The sequence below is a fragment of the Lentzea sp. CA-135723 genome (genome assembly GCF_050936595.1).
Lineage (GTDB): Bacteria > Actinomycetota > Actinomycetes > Mycobacteriales > Pseudonocardiaceae > Lentzea.
Genome location: NZ_JBNJMK010000001.1, coordinates 5799173 through 5824941, shown reverse-complemented (window position 1 = coordinate 5824941; position 25769 = coordinate 5799173). Strand labels below are relative to the sequence as shown.

Sequence of the window (25769 nt, the reverse complement as noted above, 5' to 3'; positions counted from 1 at the left end):
CGCCGCCGTCTCCGGAGGAGCGGCCGACAACACTGTGATCAGCCTCGCTAAGGTTCCACTCGTGACCGCCGCAGCCAGCTCGGACGCCGATCTCATCTCGGCCCACGCCGCAGGTGACCCCTACGCGTTCTCGGAGCTGGTCAAACGGCACCGGGACCGGATGTGGGCGGTGGCGTTGCGCACGCTGCGCGACCCCGAAGAGGCCGCGGACGCGCTGCAGGAGGCGTTCATCTCGGCTTTCCGCGCCGCCTCGTCGTTCCGCGCGGAGTCACAGGTCACCACCTGGCTTCACCGGATCGTGGTCAACGCGTGCCTCGATCGGATGAGACGCCGACAAACAAGACCGACAGTGCCGTTGCCCGAGGCCGGTCCTGGCGAGCCCGTCGCGCCCCGGGACGCGATGAGCGACCGCGAGACCAGCCTGATCGTGCAGCAGGCGTTGATGGAGCTGCCGGAAGAGCAGCGGGCGCCCATCGTGCTCGTCGACGTCGAGGGCTACTCGGTCGCGGAGACCGCGAAGCTCCTCGGCATCGCGGAGGGCACGGTCAAGAGCAGGTGTGCGCGAGGTCGTGCCAAGCTCGCCAAAGTTCTCGGGCACCTCAGGAACCGAATCGCAGATGCGAACGTCCCAGCTGACGGTGTGAATGTGCAAGAGCAACGTCAGTGGGAGGGCCGATGACCGGCATGGAGCGCGTGCCGATGGGTCCGCCGTGGTCGGTTGACCTCATCGCGGACCTGCACGCGGGCGTGCTGCCCCCTGAGGTCGCCGCACAGCTGCGCCCGAGGGTCGAAGCGGATGCCGAGGCCAGCGAGATCCTGCGGGCGCTCGACGCCACGCTGGAGGACCTGCAGGCGCTGCCCCCCATCCCGATGCCCGACCACGTGGCCGCGCGGATCGACGCCGCGCTGGCCGCTGAGGCACGTCCGGGGATCGCCCCGGTCGTGTCGTTGAACGACGCTCGCAAGCGCCGCAACCGCAGGCTGGGCCTCGGCGGTGGCGTGCTGGTGGCCGCCGCTGCCGCGTTCGGCATCGTGCTCGCCGTCGCCCCCAACGGGCAGCAGGCGGACACGCCCGGTGACGCCGCGCCCGCGCCCACCACCCAGACCGCATCCGCGCAGCCGCCGTTGTCGTTGAAGCGCGACGAGCTCGGGTCCGCGGTCGGCGAGGTGCTCAAGGCCCAGAACTACGGCCCGCTGGAGTCACCCGACCGGCTGGCGGGCTGTCTGCAGGGCGGTGGCATCACCAGCACGGCCAAGCCGCTCGGCATCAGCCCGATCAACCTGGAGGGCAAGGACGCCGTGATGGCGATCCTGCCTGGTGGCGCACCCGGTCAGATCAGGCTGGTCGTGCTCGATCCCAAGACCTGCGGCCCGGACGCTCCCGGGGGCGTTCTCGCGAACGAGCTGATCGCACCGAGGTAGTCGCTCAAGTCACGGAATTAGCTGCACCTACGATCCGTTGAGCCAGTCAGACGACGAGATCGAGGAGTTGCATCAGCCGTGAGCGTGCGCAACGTGATCATCATTGGATCGGGACCGGCGGGTTACACCGCTGCGGTCTACGCGGCACGTGCGCAGCTGGAGCCCCTGGTCTTCGAGGGGTCGCAGTACGGCGGCGCCCTCATGACGACGACCGAGGTCGAGAACTACCCCGGCTTCCGCGACGGCATCATGGGCCCCGAGCTCATGGAGCAGATGCGCGAGCAGGCCACCCGCTTCGGCGCCGAGCTGCGCGCCGAGGACGTCGAGTCGGTCGAGCTGACCGGGGAGATCAAGAAGGTCGTCGCGAACGGCGTCACCTACGAGGCCAAGGCCGTCATCCTCGCGATGGGCGCCGCGGCCCGTTACCTCGACATCCCCGGCGAGCAGGAGCTGCTCGGCCGCGGTGTGTCCGCCTGTGCGACCTGCGACGGGTTCTTCTTCCGCGACCACGACATCGCGGTCGTCGGCGGCGGTGACACGGCGATGGAGGAGGCGACGTTCCTCACCCGGTTCGCCAAGTCCGTGACGGTCATCCACCGCCGCGAGGAGTTCCGCGCCTCGAAGGTCATGCTGGAGCGCGCCCGCGCCAACGAGAAGATCAAGTGGCAGCTGAACACGCAGGTCACCGACGTGCTGGGTGACGGCACCGTGTCGTCCATCAAGATCAAGGACACGAAGACCGGCGCCGAGTCCGAGATGCCCGTCACCGGCTTCTTCCTGGCGATCGGCCACGACCCGCGCTCGGCGCTGGTCAAGGGCCAGGTCGACCTGGACGCCGAGGGGTACGTCCTGACGAAGGACAAGTCCTCGTACACGAACTTGGACGGCGTCTTCGCCGCCGGTGACCTCGTCGACCACGAGTACCGCCAGGCGATCACCGCCGCCGGCTCCGGTTGCAGCGCCGCGATCGACGCGGAACGGTGGCTGGCCGAGCACGGCACCGAGCAGGCCGAGATCGCCGCCGAGGCCGTCGGCGGCGGCTACGGCAAGAGCAACTGAAGTTCCTTCTGCGAGATCTTTGAGGAGAGCAACATGGCAGGCGCCACCATCACGGTGACCGACAAGTCGTTCGCGGACGACGTGCTGACCAGCGAGAAGCCCGTGCTGGTCGACTTCTGGGCGACCTGGTGCGGCCCGTGCAAGATGGTCGCCCCCGTTCTCGAGGAGATCGCCGCCGAGCACGGTGACAAGCTCACCATCGCGAAGGTCGACATCGACGCCAACCAGGCGATCGCCCGCGACTACCAGATCATGTCCGTGCCGACGCTGATCCTGTTCCAGGGCGGCCGCCCGGTGAAGCAGATCGTCGGCGCGAAGCCCAAGGCCGCTCTGCTGAACGACCTGCAGGACGTCCTGGCCTGAGCCACAAAAAAGTTGCATTGGCTACGAAGTCCTTTGCAACGAGCAACGTGACCCGCCCGTCTATCGATAAGACGAGCGGGTCACGTTCGTTTTGGTGCCGAGGCGGTGACCTCGGTACGACTGTGAGTAGCCCTGCATCGATCACTGAGCGCAGCAGGGCACAATGAGGACTTCCCAACTGACGCGCCGACCAGGATCGGCGCCCTAGTCGAGCGAGGGTGCATGCAGCTGCTCCGCCGCGGGGACGTCGGAAGTGATGTTGCCGAGATCCGGTCGACCCTGACCAGGCTCGGACTGCTTCCGCCGGCCGACCCACAGGCGCCGCCGGTGTTCGACCAGCAGGTCGAGCACGCAGTGCGCGCGTTCCAGCAGCAGCGGGGGCTGATCATCGATGGCATCGTCGGCCCGGCGACCTACCGTTCGCTGCGCGACGCGACGTTCCGGTTGGGGGACCGGCCGCTCGCCTATCTGATGTCGCAGCCGACGACCGGTGACGACGTGCTGATGCTGCAGGAACGCATGCTGGAGCTCGGCTACGACGCCGGGCGCGCGAACGGCGTGTTCGGCCAGCAGACCGAGCAGGCGCTGCGGAACTTCCAGCGCGACTACGGGCTGATCGTGGACGGCATGTGCGGTCCCGACACCGTGCGCGCGTTGCGGCAGCTCCAGCCGAAGGTCCGCGGTGGCCGTCCCCAGTTGCTGCGCGAGCAGGAACGGCTGCGCGGTGCCGGTTCCCGTCTGTCCGGCAAGCGGATCGTCATCGACCCCGGTCACGGCGGCCAGGACCGCGGCGTGGTGGTGGACGGGCTGTCCGAGGCCGACCTGATGCTGGACCTGGCCCGCCGCCTCGAGGGCAAGATGGCCGCGACCGGCATGGAGGCCCTGCTCACGCGCGGTCCCGACAACTGCCCGGACGAGGGCGAGCGCGCCCGGTTCGCGAACGAGGCGGGTGCCGACCTGATCCTGTCGCTGCACAGCGACGGCAACTCGTCGCCGAACGCGCAGGGCGTGGCGACGTTCCACTACGGCACCGGCAACGGCACGTCGTCGACGGTCGGTGAGGCGCTCGCGGGGTTCATCCAGCGCGAGGTCACCGCCCGCACGTCGATGTCGAACTGCGGGTCGCACCCCAAGTCGTGGGACCTGCTGCGGCTCACCCGCTGCACGGCCGTCCGCGTTGAGGTGGGCTACCTGACGAACGCCGAGGACCGCGCACGGCTGGCGACCCCCGGGTTCCGCGACATCGTGGCCGAGGGCATCCTCGTGGCCGTGAAGCGGCTCTACCTGCTCGGCAAGGACGACCAGCCGACGGGCACGTTCACGTTCAACGACCTGCTGCGGTACGAGATGTCGAAGAGCTGACGCACTGACGAAAAGGGCCCCCTCGCTGCGTGCGAGGGGGCCCTTTTCGTTGGTCTCAGACGGGGCGGAAGCTGGGTTCCGCGGTGGAGACGGTGACGCTGTTGAGGAGGCGTTCGAGGGCTGCCTCGACGTCTTCCTTCCAGGTGATGGAGCTGCGGAGCTCCATCCGCAACCGGGGCCAGCGCGGGTGAGGCCGCACGGTCTTGAAGCCGACGCTCGTCAGGAAGTCCGCCGGCGTGACGCAACTGGGCTCGGAGTCGTCCGGGCGCATGTCGCCGAACGCCTCGATGGCCTTCACGCCACGACGCGTCAGATCCTTCGCCACGGCCTGCACGAGCACGCGCGCGAGTCCTCCCCCTCGGAACTCCGGGAGGACGTCCAGCGACGTCATGAGGACCGCGTCCGGGCTCACCGGCGAGGTGGGGAAGGCGGCGCTGCGCGGCACGGCTGCCGGTGGTGCGTAGAACACCGAACCGGCGGGGATGCCGTCGCAGTAGATGAGGCGACCGCACGAACCCCATTCGAGCAGGACGCTGGAGACCCAGGCTTCCTTCTCGAACTCGGTGTCACCGTATTCCTCAGCCTGTTCTCGCAGGTGAGGAGCAAGTTCCCAGAAGACGCACGTCCTGCTGTGCTTGGACAGATGTTCCAGGTTGTCCAACGTGACGCCCACGACGCGTCGCGACACCCCGACCTCCACCCCTTGGCACACACACAGTGAACCCATACGAGGGTAGGCGAATGTGACGGAACCCGGAAGGCGCGTGCCCTGAACGGGACGACGGTTACACTCGCTCGGGACATTTCCCATACAGGAGTCCCCATGACAATGCCCGGTCAGCCCGCCAAGCAGGGCCCCAGAAGCCTTGACCCCCACCTCCGCCGCTACGCAGCGCGCACGGCAGGGATGACGGCATCGGAGATCCGGGCACTCTTCGCAGTGGCGTCCAGGCCTGAGGTCGTGTCGCTGGCCGGCGGCATGCCGCACCTGGCCGCGTTGCCGCTGGAGTCGCTGTCCGCGGAGATCGGCCAGCTGGTGGCGTCCGAGGGGCTCGTGGCCCTGCAGTACGGCTCGGCGCACGGTGTGCCGTTGCTGCGCGAGCAGATCTGCGACGTCATGGCGTTGGAAGGCATCAACGGCCACCCGGACGACGTGGTGGTGACCGTGGGCTCGCAGATGGGCCTCGACATGGTCACCCGGATCTTCTGCGACCCCGGTGACGTGGTGATCGCCGAGGGGCCTTCGTACGTGGGTGCTCTCGGGTCGTTCACCGCGTACCAGGCGCAGGTCGTGCACGTCGCGATGGACGCTGACGGGCTCGTGCCGTCGTTGCTGCGAGAGGCGCTGGAAGCTTGTAAGCGCGCTGGACAGCGCGTGAAGTTCCTCTACACGATCCCGAACTTCCACAACCCGGCCGGCGTGACGCTGGCGGTGTCGCGGCGGGCCGAGATCCTGGAGATCTGCCGGTCGTACGGCGTGCTGGTGGTGGAGGACAACCCGTACGGGCTGTTGGGCTTCGACGGGCAGACGTACCCGGCGCTGCGTTCGCTCGACCCCGACAACGTGGTGTACCTCGGGTCGTTCTCGAAGACGTTCGCGGCCGGGCTGCGGGTCGGCTGGGTGCTGGCGCCGCACGCCGTGCGCGAGAAGCTGGTCCTGGCCGCCGAGTCGGCCACGCTGTGCCCGCCGACGCTGAACCAGATGATCGTCTCCCGGTACCTGTCGACGCAGGACTGGAAGGGGCAGATCAAGACGTACCGCGAGGCGTACCGGGATCGGCGGGATGCGGCGATCTCGGCGCTGGAGCAGCACATGCCGCAAGGTTCCACGTGGAACATCCCGGATGGCGGCTTCTACGTCTGGGTGACGGTTCCGGAGGGCATCGACACGAAGGCGATGCTGCCCCGTGCCGTGACGGCTCGGGTGGCGTACGCGTCCGGTACCGGGTTCTACGCGGACGGCTTCGGCTCGCGGCAGTTGCGGATCTCGTACTGCTACCCGACGCCGGAACGCATCCGCGAGGGCGTGCGCCGCCTGGCGAACGTCATCGAGGAAGAGATGCAGCTGCACGCGACGTTCGGGGCGACGCCGGGCCGTCAGCTGTCCGGCCCGCAGACCCCGTCGCCTGACACCGCCTGATTCTTGGAGTTTGTTGTGGCTGACCGCATGGTCGCTGTGTTGTCCGGTGGGCTCTCCCACGAACGCGAGGTCTCGATCCGCTCGGGTCGCCGACTGTCGGCCGCCCTGCGGTCGGTGGGCGTGACGGTGGAGGAGTGGGACGCGGACGCGTCGTTGGTCTCCCGGCTCGGTTCGTCGCGGCCGGATGCCGTCGTCGTCGCGTTGCACGGCGGCGAGGGCGAGAACGGGTCCGTGCAGACGATCCTGGAGATGTTCGGGGTGCCGTACGTCGGGACGGACTCGCGGGCGTGCCGCCGGGCGTGGGACAAGCCGACCGCGAAGGCGGAGCTGGCTCGTGCCGGGCTCGCGACGCCGGAGTGGGTCGTGCTGCCGCACGCCACGTTCCGGGAGCTCGGCGCTCGTCCGGTGCTGGACGCGATGGTCTCGACGCTGGGGCTGCCGTTGATGCTGAAGCCGGACCAGGGCGGGTCGGCGTTGGGCGCTCAGGTCGTGCGGGATGCCGCGGAGCTGCCGCCGGCGATGGTCGGGTGCCTGGCGTACGGCGACACCGTGTTGGCCGAGCAGTTCATCTCCGGGGTCGAGGTGGCGGTGTCGGTCGTCGACGGGCCGGAGGGTCCGTACGCGCTGCCGGCCGTGGAGATCGTTCCGGAGAGCGGGGTGTACGACTACACCGCTCGGTACACGGCGGGGCTGACGGACTTCCACGCGCCGGCTCGGCTGGACGCGGCCGCGGCCAAGTCGGTGGGGGAGCTGGCGGTCGCGGCGCACCGGTTGCTCGGGCTGCGGGACGTGTCGCGGACCGACGCGGTGGTGGCCGCGGACGGGACGGTCTACTTCCTCGAAGTGAACGTGTCGCCGGGGCTGACCGAGACGTCGTTGTTGCCGATGGCCGTCGAGGCGGCGGGGCAGTCGCTCGGTGAGATCTACGCCGGACTGATCGAGCGCGCTGTCGCTCGTTGATTTTTCTGGTTGTTGGGGCGGTGCCGACGCTGTCGGTGCCGCCCTTTTTGTTCTTGCTCATAGGTGACGCCCCGTATCCTTGCGGATGCGGGGCGTCATCGTCACCGTGACATAAGGCCCGTGGGTGATCCTATGGGCCTACTCCGATGTCCGAATTGTCGTGTTCGGGCTGATCATGCCGACGATGCGTTCAAGATCGTCAACTGACCCGAATTCGACGACGATCCGGCCTTTCCGCTGCCCGAGTTCGACCTTCACGCGGGTGTCGAAGTTGTCGGAGAGGCGCTCGGCGAGCTCCTGCAGACCCGGCGCGTGCAGCTGCTTGCGCGGGGCCGCCTTCTCCTTCTTCGGCTTCTCGTTCTTGGCGATCGTGACGGCTTCTTCGGTCGCGCGGACCGACATGCCCTCGGCGACGATCCGTGCCGCGAGGTCTTCCTGCGTGCCGGGGTCGTCCAAGCCGAGCAACGCCCGCGCGTGGCCGGCGCTGAGCACGCCGGCCGCGACCCGCCGTTGGACGGGGAGGGGGAGCTTCAGCAGCCGGATGGTGTTCGTGACGACGGGGCGGCTGCGGCCGATGCGGTCGGCGAGCTCCTCGTGCGTGACGCCGAACTCCTCGAGCAGCTGCTGGTAGGCCGCCGCCTCTTCGAGCGGGTTCAGCTGGACGCGGTGGATGTTCTCCAGCAGTGCGTCGCGCAGCATGACGTCGTCGGCGGTCTGCCGGACGATGGCCGGGATCGTCTTGAGCCCGGCCTGCTGCGTGGCGCGCCACCGGCGTTCGCCCATGACGAGTTCGAACGTGTCCGCGGTGAGCTCGCGGACCACGATCGGCTGCATGAGCCCGAACTCCTTGATGGAGAACGAGAGCTCGTCGATCGCTTCCTGGTCGAAGACCTGACGCGGCTGCTTGGCGTTCGTGCGGATCGCGGTGACCGCGATCTCGCGGTACACCGCCCCCGCGACCTCACCGGCAGGCTGCTGCTGGGTCTTCGTGGTTGTCCCGTTCCCGACCGCGGCGGGCCGGATCGTGCTGGGCGCGCCTGCCGGCGGCCCCTGCGGAATGAGCGCGGCCAAGCCGCGCCCGAGTCCACCCTTGCGCTGCTCCGTCATGCGCCCTCCCTCTTGGCCCCGCGGATCGCGATCTCCTTGGCGGCGTCGAGGTAGCTCATCGATCCGCGCGAACCCGGGTCGTACGTCAACACCGTCTGCCCGAATCCTGGTGCCTCGGAGACCTTCACGCTGCGTGGAATCACGGTCTTGAGGGCGACGTCGCCGAAGTGACCCCGGACCTCACTGGTCACCTGGTCCGCGAGCTTCGTGCGGCCGTCGTACATCGTGAGGAGGATCGTGGAGATCGACAGGTCGGGGTTGAGGTGCTGCTGCACGAGCTCGATGTTGCGCAGCAGCTGGCTCAGACCCTCCAGCGCGTAGTACTCGCACTGGATGGGGATCAGCACCTCCTGCGCGGCGACCATCGCGTTGACCGTCAGCAGGCCGAGGCTCGGCGGGCAGTCGATGAACACGTAGTCGGGCTGCAGCTGGTCGAGCGCCTCGGGGGAGAGGGCTTCCTTGAGGCGCGACTCGCGGGCCACCATCGAGACGAGCTCGATCTCGGCGCCGGCGAGGTCGATCGTCGCGGGCACGCAGTAGAGGTTCGGGGACGTCGGGCTGACCTGAGCCGCCTCGGCGATCGAGATCTCGCCGATGAGCACCTCGTAGACGGACGGCGTGCCGGACCGGTGCTCGACCGCGAGCGCCGTGCTGGCGTTGCCCTGCGGGTCGAGGTCGATCACGAGCACCTTGAGCCCGTGGATGGCGAGGGCCGCGGCGAGGTTCACCGTGCTCGTCGTCTTGCCGACGCCACCCTTCTGGTTGGCGACGGTCATCACCCGGCGATGGGTCGGGCGGGGGAGCAGCGACTCGTCGGGGTGCAGCACACTTGCCGCACGAGCCGCCTCTTCTGCAATCGGGGTCCACACCACGGCGCTGTCATCTCCGTTGTTGGTCGGCTTGGCTTTGGGTTTGGAGGGCGCAGTTTCACGTGGAACATCGGCAGCCCTGGCAGCGTCAGCAGCCTGAAACTCCGGGTACACGCTCACCGATCCCTCCTCGTCTGGCGCTCGATGATGAGCACCGTCGTAGGCACCTCAAGTACGTCAGCTCCGACGACGACAACCTCGGCATTGGCGCCCCCAGCCTTGGCCACAGCCGCGCCGTCGCGTTCCAGCTCTTCCTCAGCGCGCTCGCCCTTGAGCGCCACCATCCGCCCGCCGCCCTTCAGCAACGGCAGGCACCACCGCGCCAACTTCTCCAACGGCGCCACGGCCCGAGCGGTGACCGCGTCGCAGTTGAGCAACTGCTTGCGAATCGGCCCTTCCTCCGCCCGGCCGCGCAACACCGTCACGTTGTCGAGCGCGAGCCGTTCCTTCACCTCTTCAAGCCAGGCGATGCGACGCGCCATCGGCTCGAGAAGCGTGATCCGCAGATCGGGCCGCGCGATGGCGAGCGGCACCCCAGGCAGTCCAGCGCCGGAGCCCACGTCCACCACCCGCTCGTTCGGCTTGAAGAGCTCCTCGATCACCGCCGAGTTGAGCACGTGCCGATCCCAGATCTTCTCGACCTCCCGAGGACCGATGAGCCCACGCTCAACGCCATGGTCCTCCAGCAGCCTGACAAACTCAGCGGCACGATCCACATGCTCACCAAAAACGAGCTTCGCGTTCTCCGGCAACTCCCCGGCCATGTTCTCCATCCGCGTTTCACGTGAAACCACGCGGCGGCAGTGTCCAGCGGCCGGTGGAAAAGCTGGCGAATGCCAGAGCACCATCATGACGGATCGACCGTCCACGACGCCAAATCCTGAGCGCCGTTTCACGTGAAACTTGGGGGAAAGTTGCAGCCGCGCCTCTACACCGTCGCCCACCCGGCGCCCGGCACCCTCTCAACGATGGCGCATCCCGCCGGCGGCTCGCTCCTCGTGTCGAAGATTCGCGCGCTGAGTGCTGCCGGGGTGGATGTCCTCGTGTCTCTGCAGACCCACTCGGAGCGGGTCGAGTGCGATCTGCTGGATGAGGAGCGAGTGGTGGTTGCCGCCGGCATCCAGTACTTGTGCTTCCCGATTCCTGATCGGGCCGTGCCTGAGGTGTCGGCTGCGGTTGCTTTCGTGCGGCCGGTCTATGAGGCGTATCGGGGTGGGGCGCATGTGGTGTTCCACTGCTGGGCCGGGGTTGGGCGGTCTTCGTTGTTGGCTGGGTTGTTGTTGGGGATGGATGGGGTGCCGCCGGGGGAGGCGTGGCGGTTGATCGCTTCGGCTCGGGGGCGAGCGGTGCCTGATACGGAGGAGCAGGCGTCCTGGCTCGATAGCTGGTGGGTTTCACGTGGAACATGAGCTGTTGCGCTTTTGGGGTTGGGCTGTGGTTGTGTTCGCTTGGTTCGGCTTGCGGTTGCGTTCGCTTGGTTTGGGTGGCGGGTTGCGTTCGCTTGGTCGGGCTGCGGTTACGAGGGTGTTTGCGTGGGTCCTGCCGAAGTGCGGGGTGGCGATTGGGGCTTGACCTTGAGCCTCTGGCGGGATGCATTCGCGGCCTCAAAGCCGGGGTGATAGAGCGCCCCGGCCGGACCGGACAGGTTGGCATCCCGCCCCCTCAAGGTAAAGCCCCAATCGCAGTCGGTGGGTTCGACCGCTGACCGGAGTGGGATCAGCCCGTTCGGGCTCGCCTTCGGCTTCGCCACGCCAGGACTCGTACGTGGTTGAGGTGCGTTGACGGCTGTCCGGTTGGGTGCGCGCGCCGGGCCAAGACGGTGGTCGCCTTGCGTTGGCGACTGCGGCTGGAAGACCGCATCGCACGTCCGCTCAACGCACGCGAGACGCGTCGGCCGCCCCTGGGTTTCTCCATCCGCGCTGCCTCTGCATCGCGCGCTCCGCGTCCCCCTTTCGGCTTCGCGCCTGCCGCCTCCGCTCTCGGACTCTCGCCCCGCCTTCCGCATCTCGCCCGCCCGCTCGCTCGCCATCTCGCCCCTCTTGCCTCGCTCTCTCACCCCGCCACCTCTGTCCCGGCGCCCCCTCCCTCACGGCCCTCTCGCCGCCCTTGCTCTCCCTCTCGCCTCGCCTTCGCCCTCCGCTCCCTCTCGTCTCTCCTTCCCTTGGCGCTCCCGGCCCCTCCCTCCGTGCCCTCCCTCCGCACCTTTCTGCGGACAGCAAACGGCCCCTGGTTCCGGTTGGAACCAGGGGCCGTTGTGGGCTTGGGGCGTTAGGGCTTCGGGAAGATGATTACCCGGCGCTGCGGCTCTTCGCCTTCGCTTTCGCTGTGCACTCCCGCCACCGAGGCGACGGCGTCGTGGACCACCTTGCGCTCGAAGGGGGTCATGGGGTGGAGGCGGGCTCGTTCGCCTGAGGCCGCCACCTTCTCTGCGGTGGTGCGGCCCATCTCTGCCAGTTCTGCTCGGCGGCCTGCTCGCCACTGGGCGATGTCCAGCATGAGGCGGGAGCGGACTCCCGTTTCCTGCTGGACTGCGAGGCGGGTGAGTTCCTGGAGGGACTCGAGGACGTTGCCTCGGGGGCCGACCAGCTTGGCGAGGTCTTCGCCGCCGTCGATGCTGACGATGGCTCGGCCGCTCTCGACGTCGAGGTCGATGTCGCCGTCGTAGTCGAGCAGGTCGAGCAGGCGCTCCAGGTAGTCGCCTGCGATGTCGCCTTCCTGGACGAGCAGGTCTTCGGTCTTGCTCTGCGACTGCGGCTCTGCCGTGGTCTCGGCCGAGGCCTCCGACGACGCCTCGACGTCGTCGGTCGCCTGCAAGGTCTCCGACACGATTTCTCCTCTCCGGGCTGCGCCCGAAATCAGCGGCGCTTCTTGCTGCCCGGCTTCTTGCTGGTGGATCGGCCTGGGGTCAGGCCGGGGATCTCGGTGTTGCCGTTGGTGCCTGCGGAGTCCGAAGAAGGCGAGGAAGGCTTGGACTTCGCGGGGCCGGTCGGGCCCGCGGTCGGCATGCGCTTCGCGCCGTTGGCCGGCTTGGCGCCGGGGGCGGGCTTCTTCGGGTTGACCGGCTTGGCGCCCGGCTTGGGGGCGAGGGCCTGGCGGGTTTCGACGACCGTGGCCTTCTTCTCTTCCTCTTCGGCGTCGATGCGCTTGTAGACGAAGTGCTGCTGGCCGAGCGTCCACGCGTTGTTGGACAGCCAGTAGAGGAGGATGGCGACGGGGAAGAAGAAGCCGCCGGCGAGGACGCCCAGGGGGAAGATCCAGAGCGTCAGCTTGTTCATGATGGCGGTCTGGGGGTTGTCCAGCGCGGCCTGGTTCTGGCGGGCGACCGAGTGGCGGGCCGTGAAGTGGGTGGCGATGGACGCCACGATCATCAGCGGCACCGACAGCAGGATGACGTTCAGGCGCTCGGTGCCGTACTGCTGGAGCTGCTCGGCCGGCATCGTGATGAACGTCGAGAGGTTCGTGCCGAAGAGCTTGGCGTTGACGAACGAGTCGACGCCCTGCTTGTCGAAGAAGTAGACCTCGCCCCAGCCGGGCTTGAACGAGCGCAGCACGTGGAACAGACCGATGAACACCGGGATCTGCACCAGCATCGGCAGGCAGCCGCCGAGCGGGTTGACGCCGTGCTCGGACTGCAGCTTCTGCATCTCCTGAGCCTGGCGCTGGCGGTCGTTCGGGTACTTCTTCTTGATCTTCTGCATCTCCGGGGCGAACTCCTGCATCCGCCGCATGGAGCGCACCTGGCCGACGAACGGCTTGAAGAGGATGGCGCGGAGGGTGAAGACCAGGAAGATCACGGCCAGCGCCCAGGCGAACCCGCTCGCTTCACCGAAGACCTTGCCGAACACCCAGTGCCAACACCACAAGATGAAGGACACCGGGTAGTAGATGAAGTTGAGCACGGGAGCTACTCCTCGGTGGATACGTCGGGGACCTGCCGCCTCGGCGGAACGGGGTCCAGGCCTCCAGGGTGCCAGGGTCCGCAGCGCAGCAACCGGCGGATGGTCAGCCAGGTTCCTCGCAACGCACCGTGGACGGTCAACGCCTCCACCGCGTACGCGCTGCAGCTCGGGTAGAAGCGACAGGTCGGCGGCAGCAGCGGCGAGATGAACTTCCGGTAGAAGTGCACCGGCAGCAGCGCGACCTTCGCGGGCAACGTGGTCATCGCAGCACCTTGCGCAGAGCGGAAGAGAAGTCAGCGGCGAGCTCCGAGCTCGTCGCTTCGGCTGCTGGTGCCAACGCGCGCACCACGACGAGAGTTCCCGGCGGCATCTCTGCCAACGACGGGCGCACGACGTGGCGCAGGCGGCGGTACACGCGGTGGCGGACCACCGAGTTGCCAACTGCCTTGCTCACGACGAAGCCCACCTTGGACGAATCCAAGGTGGGCACGTCGGGCTTCAAGACGTGGACGACCAACCGGGGTCGTCCGGCGCGGCGGCCTCGGCGGACCACCAGGCCGAAGTCCTGGCTGCGGGTGAGCCGGGCGGCCGGTGGGAGCACGACGACGCTGCGCTTACCAGCCGCTGTCAGGCGGACAGAGTGGCACGGCCCTTGCTGCGGCGCGCGGCCAGAATGGCGCGGCCGGCGCGGGTCCGCATGCGCAGCCGGAAGCCGTGCGTCTTCGCGCGGCGGCGGTTGTTGGGCTGGAAGGTGCGCTTACCCTTGCTCACGGTCGGTCTCCCGGTGCTTCACTGCTGACAAAGCCTGTGTGGTCGTCCCCGACGGCAGTGGACGTAGGCGCGCGAAAGGCGCCCGTCGCAAGCGGGAGACTCCTCTGAGGGTACGCACGCCCGGGTGCCGGAACCAAATCGGGGTGCCCCAGGCCACGTCTTGTGAGGCGTGCCGGGCCTTGTTACCGTTCTCCCCTCGCGCGTGCCGGGCCGGCGTGGGAGCCGCCATCGCACCGGCAACACAACGCACCTTTTAGTGCACAGTTGTGGATAACTCTGTGGATACCTCTATTCTCCGTGTCCACATGTGGAGTCTTGGGCTCCGGCGGAGGGGAGGGGAGCGCGGAGGTGTCGAACCAGCAGGTCGATCTTGGTCTCGTGTGGGCCGAGGTGGTGCAGGAGTTGGCGACCAGCCACCTGTCCCCTCAGCAGCGCGCGTGGATGAGGGTCACCCGTCCGATCGGTTTGCTGGATGGAACGGCACTGCTCGCTGCTCCGAGCGACTTCGCGAAGGAAGCGATCGAACGTGCGTTGCGCGATCCGATCACCGACGCGCTGTCCCGCAGGCTCGGCCGGTCCGTCTCGCTGGCGGTGAAGGTCGACTCCCCGGAACCGCCGGCGGCGCCGATCAGCCCGCCGACCACGCCGATCTCCGTGCAGGCGATCCAGCAGCAGGTCATCCCGCCCGTCGCACCGGTCATGCCGGTGATCCCGAACGGCGACACGCCCGGCCCCGTGATCACGGACGAGCAGGTCGCGACGACCGCGGAAACCGCTGAAGAAGAGGTGGACGAGGCCGGCGACGCGCTCGCCGCCGTCTCCGAGATCTGGCCCACGTACAACGCCGCGAGCACAGCGACCGCGGTGACGCCGAACGCGAACCTGCCGTACACGCGGCCCGCGAACCCGTCGCCGTCGCAGACGCGCCTGAACGAGAAGTACAACTTCGACACGTTCGTCATCGGCGCCTCGAACCGGTTCGCGCACGCCGCGGCCGTCGCGGTGGCCGAGGCTCCTGCCCGCGCGTACAACCCGCTCTTCATCTGGGGTGAGAGCGGCCTCGGCAAGACGCACCTGCTGCACGCCGTCGGGCACTACGCCCAGCGCCTGTTCCCCGGCATGCGCGTGCGGTACGTGTCGACCGAGGAGTTCACCAACGACTTCATCAACTCGCTGCGCGACGACCGCAAGGTCGCCTTCCAGCGCCGCTACCGGGACATCGACGTGCTGCTCGTCGACGACATCCAGTTCCTGGAGGGCAAGGAAGGTACGCAGGAGGAGTTCTTCCACACGTTCAACACGCTCCACAACACGAACAAGCAGATCGTGGTGTCGAGCGACCGGCCGCCCAAGCGGCTGGAGACGCTGGAAGACCGCCTGCGCACGCGGTTCGAGTGGGGCCTGATCACGGACATCCAGCCGCCTGAGCTGGAGACGCGGATCGCGATCCTGCGCAAGAAGGCGGCCCAGGACCGGCTCGCGGCTCCCGCCGACGTGCTGGAGTTCATCGCCTCCCGGATAGAGCGGAACATCCGCGAGCTCGAAGGCGCGCTCATCCGCGTCACGGCGTTCGCGTCGCTCAACCGCCAGCCGGTCGACATCCAGCTCGCCGAGATCGTGCTGCGCGACCTGATCCCCGACTCGCACGCGCCGGAGATCACCGCTCCGACGATCATGGCGGTCACCGCGGAGTTCTTCGGCGTCTCGATCGACGACCTGTGCGGCCCCGGCAAGACGAAGGCGCTCGCCCAGGCCCGGCAGATCTCCATGTACCTGTGCCGCGAGCTGACCGACCTGTCGCTGCCGAAGATCGGCCAGACGTTCGGCGGCCGCGACCACACGACCGTCATGCACGCGGACAAGAAGATCCGCAAGGAGATGGCGGAGCGCCGGCGGATCTACGACCAGGTCCAGGAACTGACGTCGCGGATCAAGCAGCGCGCTCGCCACGCTCCCTGATCCACCCGGGTAGCCACGAAGGGGTCCTCCACCGCGGAGGGCCCCTTTTTCGTTCGCACCCGGGGACGGCGAACGGAGCCGGCCGGCCCGCCGGACGCGACCGGGCGGCGCGACGGCGAACACCCGGGGAGACGCCACGACCCGCCGACGGTCGTCCTGCGGCGAAGAACCGGCCGACGACGGCCACCCGGGGACGGCGGCGCGGGCCGACGGCGAGCACCCGGGGACGCGACCACGACCCGACCGGCCACCACCTCGCTACGACTTGGCCGTACTTATGGGAGTGCATCGGTACGTGCGTGCCCAACCACCACCACGAGCGCCGCACGGACCCAGGTGAACGACGCCGGATCGGCCACGCGGCGAGGCTTTCTGTTCACCCCCTGCACTCGAAGGGGTGGGGACAACTGGAAAAGTCTGTGGCCCCGGCCACGATCTGGCCACGGAAGCCTGTTGAACACCCGGGTACAACTGGCCCGCACCCGGGGACGCACCCGGGGACAACTGTGGACGATCTGTGGATCGAGAGCTGTGCACAACTGGCTGTCCCCGGGTGCGTCGATCTGTCCCCGGGTGCCATCCCCCCTTAGTCCACATGGTGGGTGACACCTTGACCTGGGCGTTTAACACCTGTCCCCACAATCCACAGCCCTTACTGTTACTGCTGTTGGATCTCTTCAAGGAAGATCTTCAAAAGCAAAACAGCGTGGATGGTTCCCGGGGATCGGTGCCCGAACCCCGAAGTGACGGGAAGGGCCAGGACGCTCTAACGTGGTTGCTCCGCACCTCGGGCAGCCGAGGGTCGAGGCTCCCTAACCCCCACTGGCACGTTGTCGTGGTTGGGCTTGTCGACTGTCGAGGAAAGGACGCCTCATGAAGATCCGCGTCGAACGCGACGGCCTGGCCGACGCTGTCGCCTGGGTCGCTCGCAGCCTTCCGTCCCGTCCGCCGGTTCCCGTGCTGGGCGGCGTGCTGCTCGACGCGGAGTCGGACGATTCGCTGACGGTCTCCGGGTTCGACTACGAGGTCTCGGCTCAGGTCGGTGTTCCCGCGACGATCGCCGACGGGGGCCGCGCTCTGGTCTCCGGGCGTCTTCTCGCCGACATCACCAAGGCGCTCCCGAACCACCCCGTCGAGATCGCGGTCGACGGCGCTCGCATGATGATCAGCTGTGGCAGCGCCAGGTTCAGCCTCCCGACCATGCCGGTCGAGGACTACCCGGCTCTCCCGTCCATGCCGCAGTTGATCGGTGAGCTGCCCGGCGAGATCTTCGGCGAGGCCGTCAGCCAGGTCGCCGTCGCGGCCGGCAAGGACGACACGCTGCCGATGCTGACCGGCGTCCGCGTCGAGATCGGCGAGGGCAAGCTGACGCTCGTCGCCACCGACCGCTTCCGCCTCGCGATGCGCGAGTTCCCGTGGGAGCCCGACGCCTCCCTCGGCGAGGTCGCCGTCCTCGTCCCGGCCCGCACGCTCGGCGACGCGGCCAAGACGCTCGGCTCGTCCGGCGGCAAGGTCGAGATGTCGCTCGCCGCCAACGACGGACTGCTCGGTCTCTCCGGTTCCGGCAAGCGCACGACGACCCGCCTGCTCGACGCGGACTTCCCGAAGTACCGCCAGTTGTTGCCCTCCGAGCACAGCGCCGCGGCCATCATGGACATCGACGCGCTGCAGCAGGCGATCAAGCGCGTGTCGCTCGTCGCCGAGCGCGGCACGCAGGTGCGCCTCGAGTTCGTCGACGGCGGGCTGCGCCTCTCTGCCGGTGGCGACGACGAAGGCTCTGCGGAGGAAGAACTTCCGGTCGAGTACACCGGCGAGGCCGTCACCATCGCGTTCAACCCGGGCTACCTGCTCGACGGCCTCGGTGCCGTCCGCACGCAGAAAGTCCACTTGTCCTTCACCACACCCAGCCGACCGGCATTGCTGAAGCCGGTGGACGAGGATGGGAACGTGGCGCCGGGCTACCTGTACCTGCTCATGCCCGTTCGCCTTCCCGGCTGAGAAAACCCTTACCGGGGAACAGAAACGTAGTAGGGGAGAACACCGTGCAGCTCGGACTCGTCGGCCTCGGCAAGATGGGTTTCAACATGCGCGAGCGGGTGCGCCGGGCCGGTCACGAGGTGATCGGCTACGACCGCAACCCCGAGGTCAGCGACTCGGAGTCGTTGGCGGACATGGTGTCCAAGCTCCAGACGCCGCGCGTCGTGTGGGTCATGGTGCCGGCGGGCGACATCACCCGTAACACGGTGAAGGAGCTGTCCGAGCTGCTGGAGGAGGGCGACCTCGTCGTCGACGGTGGCAACTCCAAGTTCACCGACGACCGCATCCACGCGGACCTGTTGGCGGAGAAGGGGATCGGCTACGCCGACTGCGGTGTGTCCGGTGGCGTGTGGGGCCTCGAGAACGGCTACGCGCTCATGGTCGGCGGCGACGCCGCGCACGTGGAGCAGGCCATGCCGATCTTCGACGCGCTCCGTCCGGAAGGTCCGCGCGAGGAAGGCTTCGCGCACGCGGGCAAGGTCGGCGCCGGCCACTACTCGAAGATGGTCCACAACGGCATCGAGTACGGCCTGATGCAGGCGTACGCCGAGGGCTTCGAGCTCCTCGACAAGACCGACGTCGTGGACAACGTGCCGGCGGTCATCTCGGCGTGGCAGCGGGGAACCGTCGTCCGGTCGTGGTTGCTCGACCTGCTGGTGCGCGCGCTGGAGTCCGACCCCGAGCTCGACGACCTGCGCGGGTACGTCGAGGACTCGGGCGAGGGCCGGTGGACCGTCGAGGAGGGCATCAACAACGCGGTGCCGCTCCCGGTGATCTCCGCGGCGCTCTTCGCGCGGTTCCAGTCGCGGCAGGAGGACTCGCCCGCGATGCGTGCCGTCGCCGCGCTGCGCAACCAGTTCGGTGGTCACGCGGTGCACCTCGCCGGGCCGTCGTCCGGCGGCGGCAGCACCCAGGGCTGACGAGTTGCACGTCAGACACCTCCAGGTCAGCGACTTCCGCTCGTGGCAGCTCGCTGACCTGGAGCTCGACCCCGGCGCGTCGGTGCTCGTCGGCCGCAACGGCCAGGGCAAGACGAACCTGGTCGAGGCGATCGGGTACGTGGCGACGCTGGGTTCGCACCGCGTGTCCAGCGACGCACCCCTGATCCGGCACGGCGCCCAGCGCGCCGTGGTGCGGGCGGCCGTGGTCAACGAGGACCGCGAGCTGCTCGTGGAACTGGAGATCACGGCCGGCAAGTCGAACCGGGCGCGGATCAACCGGGGTCCCGTGCCACGTCCGCGCGACGTGCTGGGGATTCTTCGCACGGTGTTGTTCGCGCCGGAGGACCTCTCTCTCGTGAGAGGCGATCCGAGCGACCGACGCAGGTTCCTCGACGAGATGCTCGTGCTGCGCGCACCGCGTTATGCGGGTGTTCGCAGCGACTACGACCGTGTCCTCAAGCAGCGCAGCGCGTTGTTGAAGACGGTGAAGCATTCACGGTCGGCGGACCTCTCGACGCTCGACGTCTGGGACGGGCACCTCGCCAAGCACGGCGCGGAGCTGCTGGCCGCGCGGTTGAAGCTGGTCCGCGACATGGCGGACCACGTGACCTCGGCGTACGCGGAGGTCGCGCCGGAGTCACGTCCGGCGCTCATCTCGTACCGGTCGAGCGTCGGCGACCTGCCGGAGGACAGGGAGAGCATCGAGGACCTGCTGCTGGCCGAGCTCGACCGGGTGCGCAAGCAGGAGATCGAACGCGGCGTGTGCCTCGTCGGTCCCCACCGGGACGACCTCGACCTGACGCTCGGCGAACTCCCCGCGAAGGGCTACGCCAGTCACGGAGAGTCATGGTCGTTCGCGCTCGCCCTGAGGCTCGGAGGGTACGAGCTGATGCGTGTCGACGGCATCGAACCGGTGCTCGTGCTGGACGATGTGTTCGCGGAGCTCGACCGCGGCCGGCGTCAGCAGCTGGCCAAGGTGGCGGCCGCCGCCGAGCAGGTGCTGATCACCGCGGCGGTGGCGGAGGACGTGCCGGACGAGCTGACCGGTGCCCGGTTCGAGGTCCACGGCGGGGAGGTGCGGCGTGTCTGACTCGGAGGCTGACTCTGGGGGTTCGAAGCCCCCACATGTAGCTCGATCGGGTGTGTCCGCCCACACATCTGGGGACAAGTCTGTGGATGGTGTGGATAACTCCGTCACAAATCCGGACTTGTCCACAGGTTCATTCACACCTGAGGGTGAGCCACTGAAGGGTTCGGACCTCGCGCGGGCGGCTCTGGAGGCGGCGAAAGCGGCCGCGAAGGCCCGCGGGCGGGTGCCGGGGAGCAAGGCGAAGGGCCGTCCGGTCCAGCGCCGGCGCCGCCGTTGGTCGGGTCCGGGACCCGACGACCGCGACCCCCAGCCGCTCGGCCGGATCGCGTCCAGGATCGCGGCGGACCGCGGCTGGGTGGAGCAGCTGCAGGGTGGCCAGGTCTTCGGTCGTTGGGCAAAATTGGTGGGTGAGGACGTCGCCGAGCACGCGAAACCGATCGCGCTCAGTGACGGGGAACTGACGGTCCAGGCGTCGTCGACGGCGTGGGCCACCCAGCTGCGCCTCCTGCAACGCGAGCTGATCAAGCGGATCGCCGCGGGTGTGGGCAACGGCGTCGTCAAACGGCTCAAGATCAAGGGACCGGACGCTCCCAGCTGGCGACACGGCCCCAGGCACGCGCCTGGGCGCGGTCCGCGTGACACCTACGGGTGAGGTCGCGCGAGGCGCTCAGCGGCCGTTCTGTGGCTCAATGAGCGTTCACCTGGGGATTTAAACCCCCGTTTCAGCCGTCCTGACCCGTCCGGCGCCGCTTGAGGCGCTCTGTGACCGATTCAAAGGTGTCCTTGACCCCGTTCTGTCGGGGTGCCCCGGTAGAATCAACGGGAGAGCTTCAACCCCAATCCCAGCAGTCGGGGAACATCGTGCGGGTCCTGCCCGCATCAGCGAGGAGACTCCAGGCCCGTGTCAGCTCAGAAGAACCAGTACGACGCGTCCTCGATCACCGTCCTCGAAGGCCTTGAGGCAGTGCGCAAGAGGCCGGGCATGTACATCGGCTCCACCGGTGAACGCGGTCTGCACCACCTGGTCCAGGAGGTTGTGGACAACTCGGTCGACGAGGCGATGGCGGGCTACGCGACGACGGTCGACGTGACCCTGCTGGCCAACGGCGGTGTCCGGGTGATCGACGACGGCCGCGGCATCCCGACGGGCATCCACCCGGTCGAGGGCGTCCCGACCGTCGAGGTCGTCATGACCAAGCTGCACGCGGGCGGCAAGTTCGACAGCGACTCCTACGCGGTGTCCGGCGGTCTGCACGGCGTCGGCATCTCCGTGGTGAACGCGCTGTCCACGGCCGTCGACCTGGAGATCAAGAACGCCGGCTACGTCTGGTCGCAGCGCTACGAGGCCTCGAAGCCCGCGCACGCGTTGAAGCAGATCGAGCCGACCGAGGAGACCGGCACGTCCGTCACGTTCTGGGCGGACCCGGAGATCTTCGAGACCACCGAGTACAACGTCGAGACGATCGCGCGCCGGCTGCAGGAGATGGCGTTCCTCAACAAGGGGATCACGATCATCCTGCGCGACGAGCGGGTCTCGCCGGAGGACGAGGAGGCCGACGCCGAGGGCCACAAGGCGGGCGTCAAGGAGCGCACGTTCCACTACCCCGGTGGTCTGGAGGACTTCGTCCGCCACATCAACCACACGCGCGAGGCCGTGCACCAGAAGGTGATCGGCTTCGAGGCGCAGGGGGAGGACCTCCAGGTCGAGGTCGCGATGCAGTGGAACACCGGCTACACCGCGTCGGTCTACACGTTCGCGAACACGATCAACACGCACGAGGGCGGTACCCACGAGGAGGGCTTCCGCGCCGCGCTGACCCGTGTCGTCAACGAGTACGCGCGCGAGAAGAAGCTGCTCAAGGAGAAGGACGCCAACCTCACCGGTGACGACATCCGCGAGGGTCTCGCCGCGATCATCTCGGTGAAGTTGAAGGAGCCCCAGTTCGAGGGCCAGACGAAGACCAAGCTGGGCAACAGCGAGGCCAAGTCGTTCGTGCAGAAGTCGACGAACGAGCACCTGGCCGACTGGTTCGAGCGCCACCCCAACGAGGCCAAGACGATCGTCACCAAGTCGGTGTCGTCGGCGCAGGCCCGCATCGCCGCCCGCAAGGCCCGCGAACTGGTGCGCCGCAAGGGTGCGCTCGACATCGGCGGCCTGCCCGGCAAGCTGAAGGACTGCCGCTCCACCGAACCGGAGCGCTGCGAGCTCTACATCGTCGAGGGTGACTCGGCAGGCGGCTCGGCCAAGGAGGGCCGGGACTCCATGTACCAGGCCATCCTCCCGATCCGCGGCAAGATCATCAACGTGGAGAAGGCGCGCATCGACCGCGTCCTCAAGAACACCGAGGTCCAGTCGCTGATCACGGCGCTCGGCACCGGCATCCACGACGAGTTCGACCTGACGAAGCTGCGCTATCACAAGATCGTGCTGATGGCCGACGCCGACGTCGACGGCCAGCACATCCGCACTCTGTTGCTGACGCTGCTGTTCCGCTTCATGCAGCCGCTCATCGAGCACAACCACGTCTACCTCGCGCAGCCGCCGCTCTACAAGATCAAGTGGCAGCGCACGGACCCGGAGTACGCCTACTCCGACCGCGAGCGCGACGCCGTGATCAAGGACGGCATCGCGTCCGGCAAGAAGCTCGGCAAGGACGACAACATCCAGCGGTACAAGGGTCTCGGTGAGATGAACGCCGAGGAGCTGTGGGAGACCACGATGGACCCGGCGAACCGGATCCTGCGCCAGGTCACCATGGACGACGCGGCCACCGCCGACGAGCTGTTCAGCGTGCTCATGGGCGAGGACGTCGAAGCACGCCGCTCGTTCATCACCCGCAACGCCAAGAGCATCAAGTTCCTGGACATCTGAGTCCGGTCCCGCTTCTTAGGCACCCTGGCGTTTCTGGCGAGAAGGAAAGAGAACAGTGAGCGAGACGACTCTGCCGCCGGACCACGACCGCATCGAGCCGGTCGAGATCCAGCAGGAGATGCAGAACTCGTACATCAACTACGCGATGTCCGTGATCGTCGGACGCGCGTTGCCGGACGTGCGCGACGGGCTCAAGCCCGTGCACGTCCGCGTGCTGTACTCGATGTTCGACTCCGGCTTCCGCCCCGACCGCGGCTTCAACAAGTGCGCGCGCGTCGTCGGCGACGTGATGGGCAACTACCACCCCCACGGTGACTCGGCGATCTACGACGCGCTGGTGCGTCTCGCCCAGCCGTGGGCGCTGCGCTACCCGTTGATCCAGGGCCAGGGCAACTTCGGCTCGGTCGGCAACGATCCCGCCGCCGCCATGCGGTACACGGAGTGCCGGCTCTCGCCGTTGGCCATGCAGATGCTGGCCGACATCGAGGAAGACACCGTCGACTTCCGCGACAACTACGACGGTCGCATCCAGGAGCCGACCGTCCTGCCGTCGCGCATCCCGAACCTGCTGATCAACGGCAGCTCCGGCATCGCCGTCGGCATGGCGACGAACATCCCGCCGCACAACCTCCGCGAGGTCGCGGACGGCGTCGTGTGGGCGCTGGACAACTACGAGGCCTCCGACGAGGAGACCCTCGAAGCGATGATCGCGCGGATCAAGGGCCCGGACTTCCCGACGTACGGCCAGATCCTCGGCACGTCCGGCATCGAGGACGCGTACCGCACCGGTCGTGGCTCGGTCCGCATGCGCGCGGTCGTCGAGATGGACGAGGACGCCAAGGGCCGCACGATCCTGGTCGTCACCGAGCTGCCGTACCAGGTCAACCCGGACAACCTGGTCGAGAACATCGCCTCGCTGGTGCGCGACGCCAAGCTCACCGGCATCGCGAACATCGCCGACGAGTCGAACCGCCGCATCGGCATGCGCATCGTGATCACGCTCAAGCGCGACGCGGTGGCGAAGGTCGTGCTGAACAACCTCTACAAGCACACCCAGCTGCAGTACTCGTTCGGCGTGAACATGCTGTCGCTGGTCGACGGCGTGCCGCGGACGTTGCGGATCGACCAGATGATCCGCCACTACGTGAAGCACCAGATCGAGGTCATCCAGCGCCGGACCAGGTTCCGCCTGCGCAAGGCCGAAGAGCGCGCGCACATCCTGCGCGGACTGGTGAAGGCGCTCGACCAGCTCGACGCCGTCATCGCGTTGATCCGCCGGTCCGAGACGCCGGACATCGCGCGCCAGGGCCTGATGGACCTCCTCGACGTCGACGAGGTCCAGGCCAACGCGATCCTGGAGATGCAGCTCCGCCGCCTGGCCGCCCTGGAGCGCCAGAAGATCATCGACCAGTTGGCCGAGATCGAGCTGGAGATCGCCGACCTCAAGGACATCCTCGAGAAGCCGGAGCGGCAGCGCGCCATCGTGCGCGAGGAGCTGCTGGCCATCGTGGACAAGTACGGCGACGACCGCCGCACGAAGATCATCCCGTTCGACGGCGACGTGTCCATGGAGGACCTGATCGCGGTCGAGGACGTGGTCGTCACGATCACCCGCACCGGCTACGCGAAGCGCACCAAGACCGACCTCTACCGGGCGCAGAAGCGCGGCGGCAAGGGCGTCCAGGGCGCACAGCTCAAGCAGGACGACATCGTCGCGCACTTCTTCGTGTGCTCGACGCACGACTGGATCCTGTTCTTCACGAACAAGGGCCGGGTGTACCGCACGAAGGCGTACGAGCTGCCAGAGGCGAACCGCAACGCGCGCGGCCAGCACGTCGCGAACCTCCTCGCGTTCCAGCCGGACGAGGAGATCGCGCAGGTCATCCAGATCAAGAACTACGAGGTGTCGCCGTACCTCGTGCTCGCCACCCGCAAGGGCCTGGTCAAGAAGTCGAAGCTGGTCGACTTCGATTCCAACCGATCGGGTGGTCTTATCGGCATCAACCTGCGCGAGGACGACGAGCTGGTCGGAGCGGTGCTCTGCTCGGCCGACGACGACCTGCTGATGGTGTCCGCCGACGGCCAGTCGATCCGCTTCCACGCGACCGACGACGTGCTGCGCCCGATGGGTCGCGCCACGTCAGGTGTGCAGGGCATGCGGTTCAACGCCGATGACGAGCTGCTTTCCGTGGGCGTCGTCCAGGAGGGCCTGTTCGTTTTGGTCGCGACGGACGGTGGGTACTCGAAGCGAACGCCGATCGAGGACTACCCGGTCCAGGGTCGCGGTGGCAAGGGTGTGCTGACCATCCAGCACGACCGCCGACGTGGGAGGCTGGTGGGCGCGCTCATCGTCGACGTCGACGACGAGCTCTACGCCATCACCTCGACCGGCGGGGTCATCAGGACCAAGGCCGAGCAGGTGCGCAAGGCTGGACGGCAGACGAAGGGCGTGCGGCTGATGAACCTCGGCGAGAGCACCACTTTGATCGCCGTCGCACGCAACGCGGACGAGCCCAGCGACGTCACTATCAGTGAGACGTCTGCCGCGGAGGACTCTGCCGCTGACCAGGCAGCCACCCCCACCGACTCGGCTGAGTAGTCGGAATCGTTAGCGAGAGGTCAAGGACAAGCTCGTGACTCCACCCGAGAACCGCGAAGGTCGGGACGCGGACAAGACCGCGGTCATCACCAAGCCGACTCCGCAGAACTCCGCGCAGAAGCCGGCGGAGAAGAAGGCGGACTCGGCCGCGGCACCCGCCTCCGGTTCCTCGGGTGGAACCGCGCAGGACAAGACCAAGCCGGTGTCGGCGGAGAAGGCCAAGGAGGCCGTCGCCGCCGCACCCGCCGCTGCGGAAAAGCCCGCCGCGGAAAAGCCTGCTGAGAAGCCGGCCGAGAAGCCCGTCGAGAAGGCAGCTGCT

At 67.9% G+C, this 25769-nt stretch carries 24 protein-coding genes; 15 read left to right on the top strand and 9 right to left on the bottom strand.

The features are described from left to right. Nucleotides 1-61 precede the first annotated feature (61 nt). The 5 genes from sigM to ACQEU1_RS26820 all read left to right on the top strand — a co-directional run bounded on the left by sigM (nt 62) and on the right by ACQEU1_RS26820 (nt 4206). Nucleotides 62-679, top strand: a complete 618-nt coding sequence (sigM, locus tag ACQEU1_RS26840; protein WP_065915504.1) for an RNA polymerase sigma factor SigM — start codon at nt 62-64, stop codon at nt 677-679. Continuing rightward, a complete protein-coding gene (locus ACQEU1_RS26835) occupies nt 676-1422 on the top strand; it encodes a hypothetical protein (RefSeq protein WP_433207204.1) in 747 nt (248 codons plus the stop codon). Before sigM ends, ACQEU1_RS26835 begins: the two co-directional genes overlap by 4 nt. A 78-nt stretch (nt 1423-1500) precedes the next feature. After that, nucleotides 1501-2481: a thioredoxin-disulfide reductase gene (gene trxB / locus ACQEU1_RS26830; RefSeq protein ID WP_285636563.1), complete on the top strand. Its 981-nt coding sequence runs from the start codon at nt 1501-1503 to the stop codon at nt 2479-2481. A gap of 33 nt (nt 2482-2514) precedes the next feature. Then, nucleotides 2515-2844: a thioredoxin gene (trxA, locus tag ACQEU1_RS26825; RefSeq protein ID WP_285636560.1), complete on the top strand. Its 330-nt coding sequence runs from the start codon at nt 2515-2517 to the stop codon at nt 2842-2844. Nucleotides 2845-3066: 222 nt separating this feature from the next. Continuing rightward, nucleotides 3067-4206: an N-acetylmuramoyl-L-alanine amidase gene (locus ACQEU1_RS26820; RefSeq protein ID WP_433207199.1), complete on the top strand. Its 1140-nt coding sequence runs from the start codon at nt 3067-3069 to the stop codon at nt 4204-4206. A gap of 55 nt (nt 4207-4261) precedes the next feature. On the opposite strand, the gene ACQEU1_RS26815 is transcribed toward ACQEU1_RS26820, so the two are convergent. Next, nucleotides 4262-4894, bottom strand: coding sequence for a GNAT family N-acetyltransferase (locus ACQEU1_RS26815; protein WP_285636554.1), 633 nt, complete (start codon nt 4892-4894; stop codon nt 4262-4264). A 135-nt stretch (nt 4895-5029) separates the two neighbouring features. On the opposite strand from ACQEU1_RS26815, the gene ACQEU1_RS26810 reads away from it, so the two are divergent. Together ACQEU1_RS26810 and ACQEU1_RS26805 are read left to right on the top strand one after the other, a co-directional pair. Continuing rightward, on the top strand, nt 5030-6346 hold the full coding sequence (locus ACQEU1_RS26810; RefSeq protein WP_433207195.1) for a PLP-dependent aminotransferase family protein: 1317 nt from the start codon (nt 5030-5032) through the stop codon (nt 6344-6346). Between the two features lie 15 nt (nt 6347-6361). Further along, entirely contained in the window at nt 6362-7306 is a 945-nt protein-coding gene (locus tag ACQEU1_RS26805) for a D-alanine--D-alanine ligase family protein (RefSeq protein ID WP_433207192.1), read from the top strand. A 138-nt stretch (nt 7307-7444) separates the two neighbouring features. Here ACQEU1_RS26805 and ACQEU1_RS26800 read toward each other — a convergent pair whose 3' ends face one another. The 3 genes from ACQEU1_RS26800 to rsmG all read right to left on the bottom strand — a co-directional run bounded on the left by ACQEU1_RS26800 (nt 7445) and on the right by rsmG (nt 10046). Next, the gene (locus tag ACQEU1_RS26800; RefSeq protein ID WP_433207189.1) at nt 7445-8413 is read right to left on the bottom strand and encodes a ParB/RepB/Spo0J family partition protein; all 969 of its coding nucleotides are present in this window, start codon (nt 8411-8413) and stop codon (nt 7445-7447) included. After that, on the bottom strand, nt 8410-9285 hold the full coding sequence (locus ACQEU1_RS26795; protein WP_433207186.1) for a ParA family protein: 876 nt from the start codon (nt 9283-9285) through the stop codon (nt 8410-8412). The genes ACQEU1_RS26800 and ACQEU1_RS26795 overlap by 4 nt, the downstream gene beginning before the upstream one ends. Nucleotides 9286-9398: 113 nt before the next feature. Beyond that, entirely contained in the window at nt 9399-10046 is a 648-nt protein-coding gene (rsmG, locus tag ACQEU1_RS26790; RefSeq protein WP_433211793.1) for a 16S rRNA (guanine(527)-N(7))-methyltransferase RsmG, read from the bottom strand. Between the two features lie 204 nt (nt 10047-10250). Here rsmG and ACQEU1_RS26785 point away from each other — a divergent pair, with 204 nt between their 5' ends. After that, nucleotides 10251-10691: a protein-tyrosine phosphatase family protein gene (locus tag ACQEU1_RS26785; RefSeq protein WP_433207183.1), complete on the top strand. Its 441-nt coding sequence runs from the start codon at nt 10251-10253 to the stop codon at nt 10689-10691. Between the two features lie 859 nt (nt 10692-11550). Here ACQEU1_RS26785 and ACQEU1_RS26780 read toward each other — a convergent pair. From ACQEU1_RS26780 to rpmH, 5 genes are all read right to left on the bottom strand, one after another. Further along, nucleotides 11551-12108 (bottom strand): protein jag, encoded by a 558-nt coding sequence (locus ACQEU1_RS26780; protein ID WP_382441337.1) that lies wholly within the window; start codon nt 12106-12108, stop codon nt 11551-11553. 29 nt (nt 12109-12137) lie between these two features. Beyond that, a complete protein-coding gene (gene yidC, locus ACQEU1_RS26775; protein ID WP_433207179.1) occupies nt 12138-13181 on the bottom strand; it encodes a membrane protein insertase YidC in 1044 nt (347 codons plus the stop codon). A 5-nt stretch (nt 13182-13186) separates the two neighbouring features. Then, nucleotides 13187-13444 (bottom strand): membrane protein insertion efficiency factor YidD, encoded by a 258-nt coding sequence (yidD, locus tag ACQEU1_RS26770; RefSeq protein WP_030480223.1) that lies wholly within the window; start codon nt 13442-13444, stop codon nt 13187-13189. After that, nucleotides 13441-13734, bottom strand: coding sequence for a ribonuclease P protein component (gene rnpA / locus ACQEU1_RS26765; protein WP_433211790.1), 294 nt, complete (start codon nt 13732-13734; stop codon nt 13441-13443). Before rnpA ends, yidD begins: the two co-directional genes overlap by 4 nt. A gap of 74 nt (nt 13735-13808) precedes the next feature. Continuing rightward, nucleotides 13809-13952 (bottom strand): 50S ribosomal protein L34, encoded by a 144-nt coding sequence (gene rpmH, locus ACQEU1_RS26760; RefSeq protein WP_030465619.1) that lies wholly within the window; start codon nt 13950-13952, stop codon nt 13809-13811. A gap of 348 nt (nt 13953-14300) precedes the next feature. Here rpmH and dnaA point away from each other — a divergent pair, with 348 nt between their 5' ends. The 7 genes from dnaA to gyrA all read left to right on the top strand — a co-directional run bounded on the left by dnaA (nt 14301) and on the right by gyrA (nt 25450). Continuing rightward, nucleotides 14301-15911 (top strand): chromosomal replication initiator protein DnaA, encoded by a 1611-nt coding sequence (gene dnaA, locus ACQEU1_RS26755; RefSeq protein WP_433207174.1) that lies wholly within the window; start codon nt 14301-14303, stop codon nt 15909-15911. 873 nt (nt 15912-16784) lie between these two features. Beyond that, nucleotides 16785-17909 carry a DNA polymerase III subunit beta gene (gene dnaN, locus ACQEU1_RS26750; RefSeq protein WP_433207171.1) on the top strand — a complete coding sequence of 375 codons (1125 nt, stop codon included), beginning with the start codon at nt 16785-16787 and terminating at the stop codon, nt 17907-17909. A gap of 44 nt (nt 17910-17953) precedes the next feature. Beyond that, nucleotides 17954-18868: a phosphogluconate dehydrogenase (NAD(+)-dependent, decarboxylating) gene (gnd, locus tag ACQEU1_RS26745; protein ID WP_433207168.1), complete on the top strand. Its 915-nt coding sequence runs from the start codon at nt 17954-17956 to the stop codon at nt 18866-18868. A gap of 4 nt (nt 18869-18872) precedes the next feature. Further along, complete coding sequence (recF, locus tag ACQEU1_RS26740; protein WP_433207165.1) at nt 18873-19979, top strand: DNA replication/repair protein RecF; 1107 nt, start codon at nt 18873-18875, stop codon at nt 19977-19979. A gap of 118 nt (nt 19980-20097) precedes the next feature. Continuing rightward, nucleotides 20098-20631, top strand: coding sequence for a DUF721 domain-containing protein (locus ACQEU1_RS26735; protein WP_382441344.1), 534 nt, complete (start codon nt 20098-20100; stop codon nt 20629-20631). Nucleotides 20632-20880: 249 nt separating this feature from the next. Then, complete coding sequence (gyrB, locus tag ACQEU1_RS26730; protein WP_433207161.1) at nt 20881-22851, top strand: DNA topoisomerase (ATP-hydrolyzing) subunit B; 1971 nt, start codon at nt 20881-20883, stop codon at nt 22849-22851. 55 nt (nt 22852-22906) lie between these two features. Beyond that, nucleotides 22907-25450 carry a DNA gyrase subunit A gene (gyrA, locus tag ACQEU1_RS26725; RefSeq protein ID WP_433207158.1) on the top strand — a complete coding sequence of 848 codons (2544 nt, stop codon included), beginning with the start codon at nt 22907-22909 and terminating at the stop codon, nt 25448-25450. Nucleotides 25451-25769: the final 319 nt, after the last annotated feature.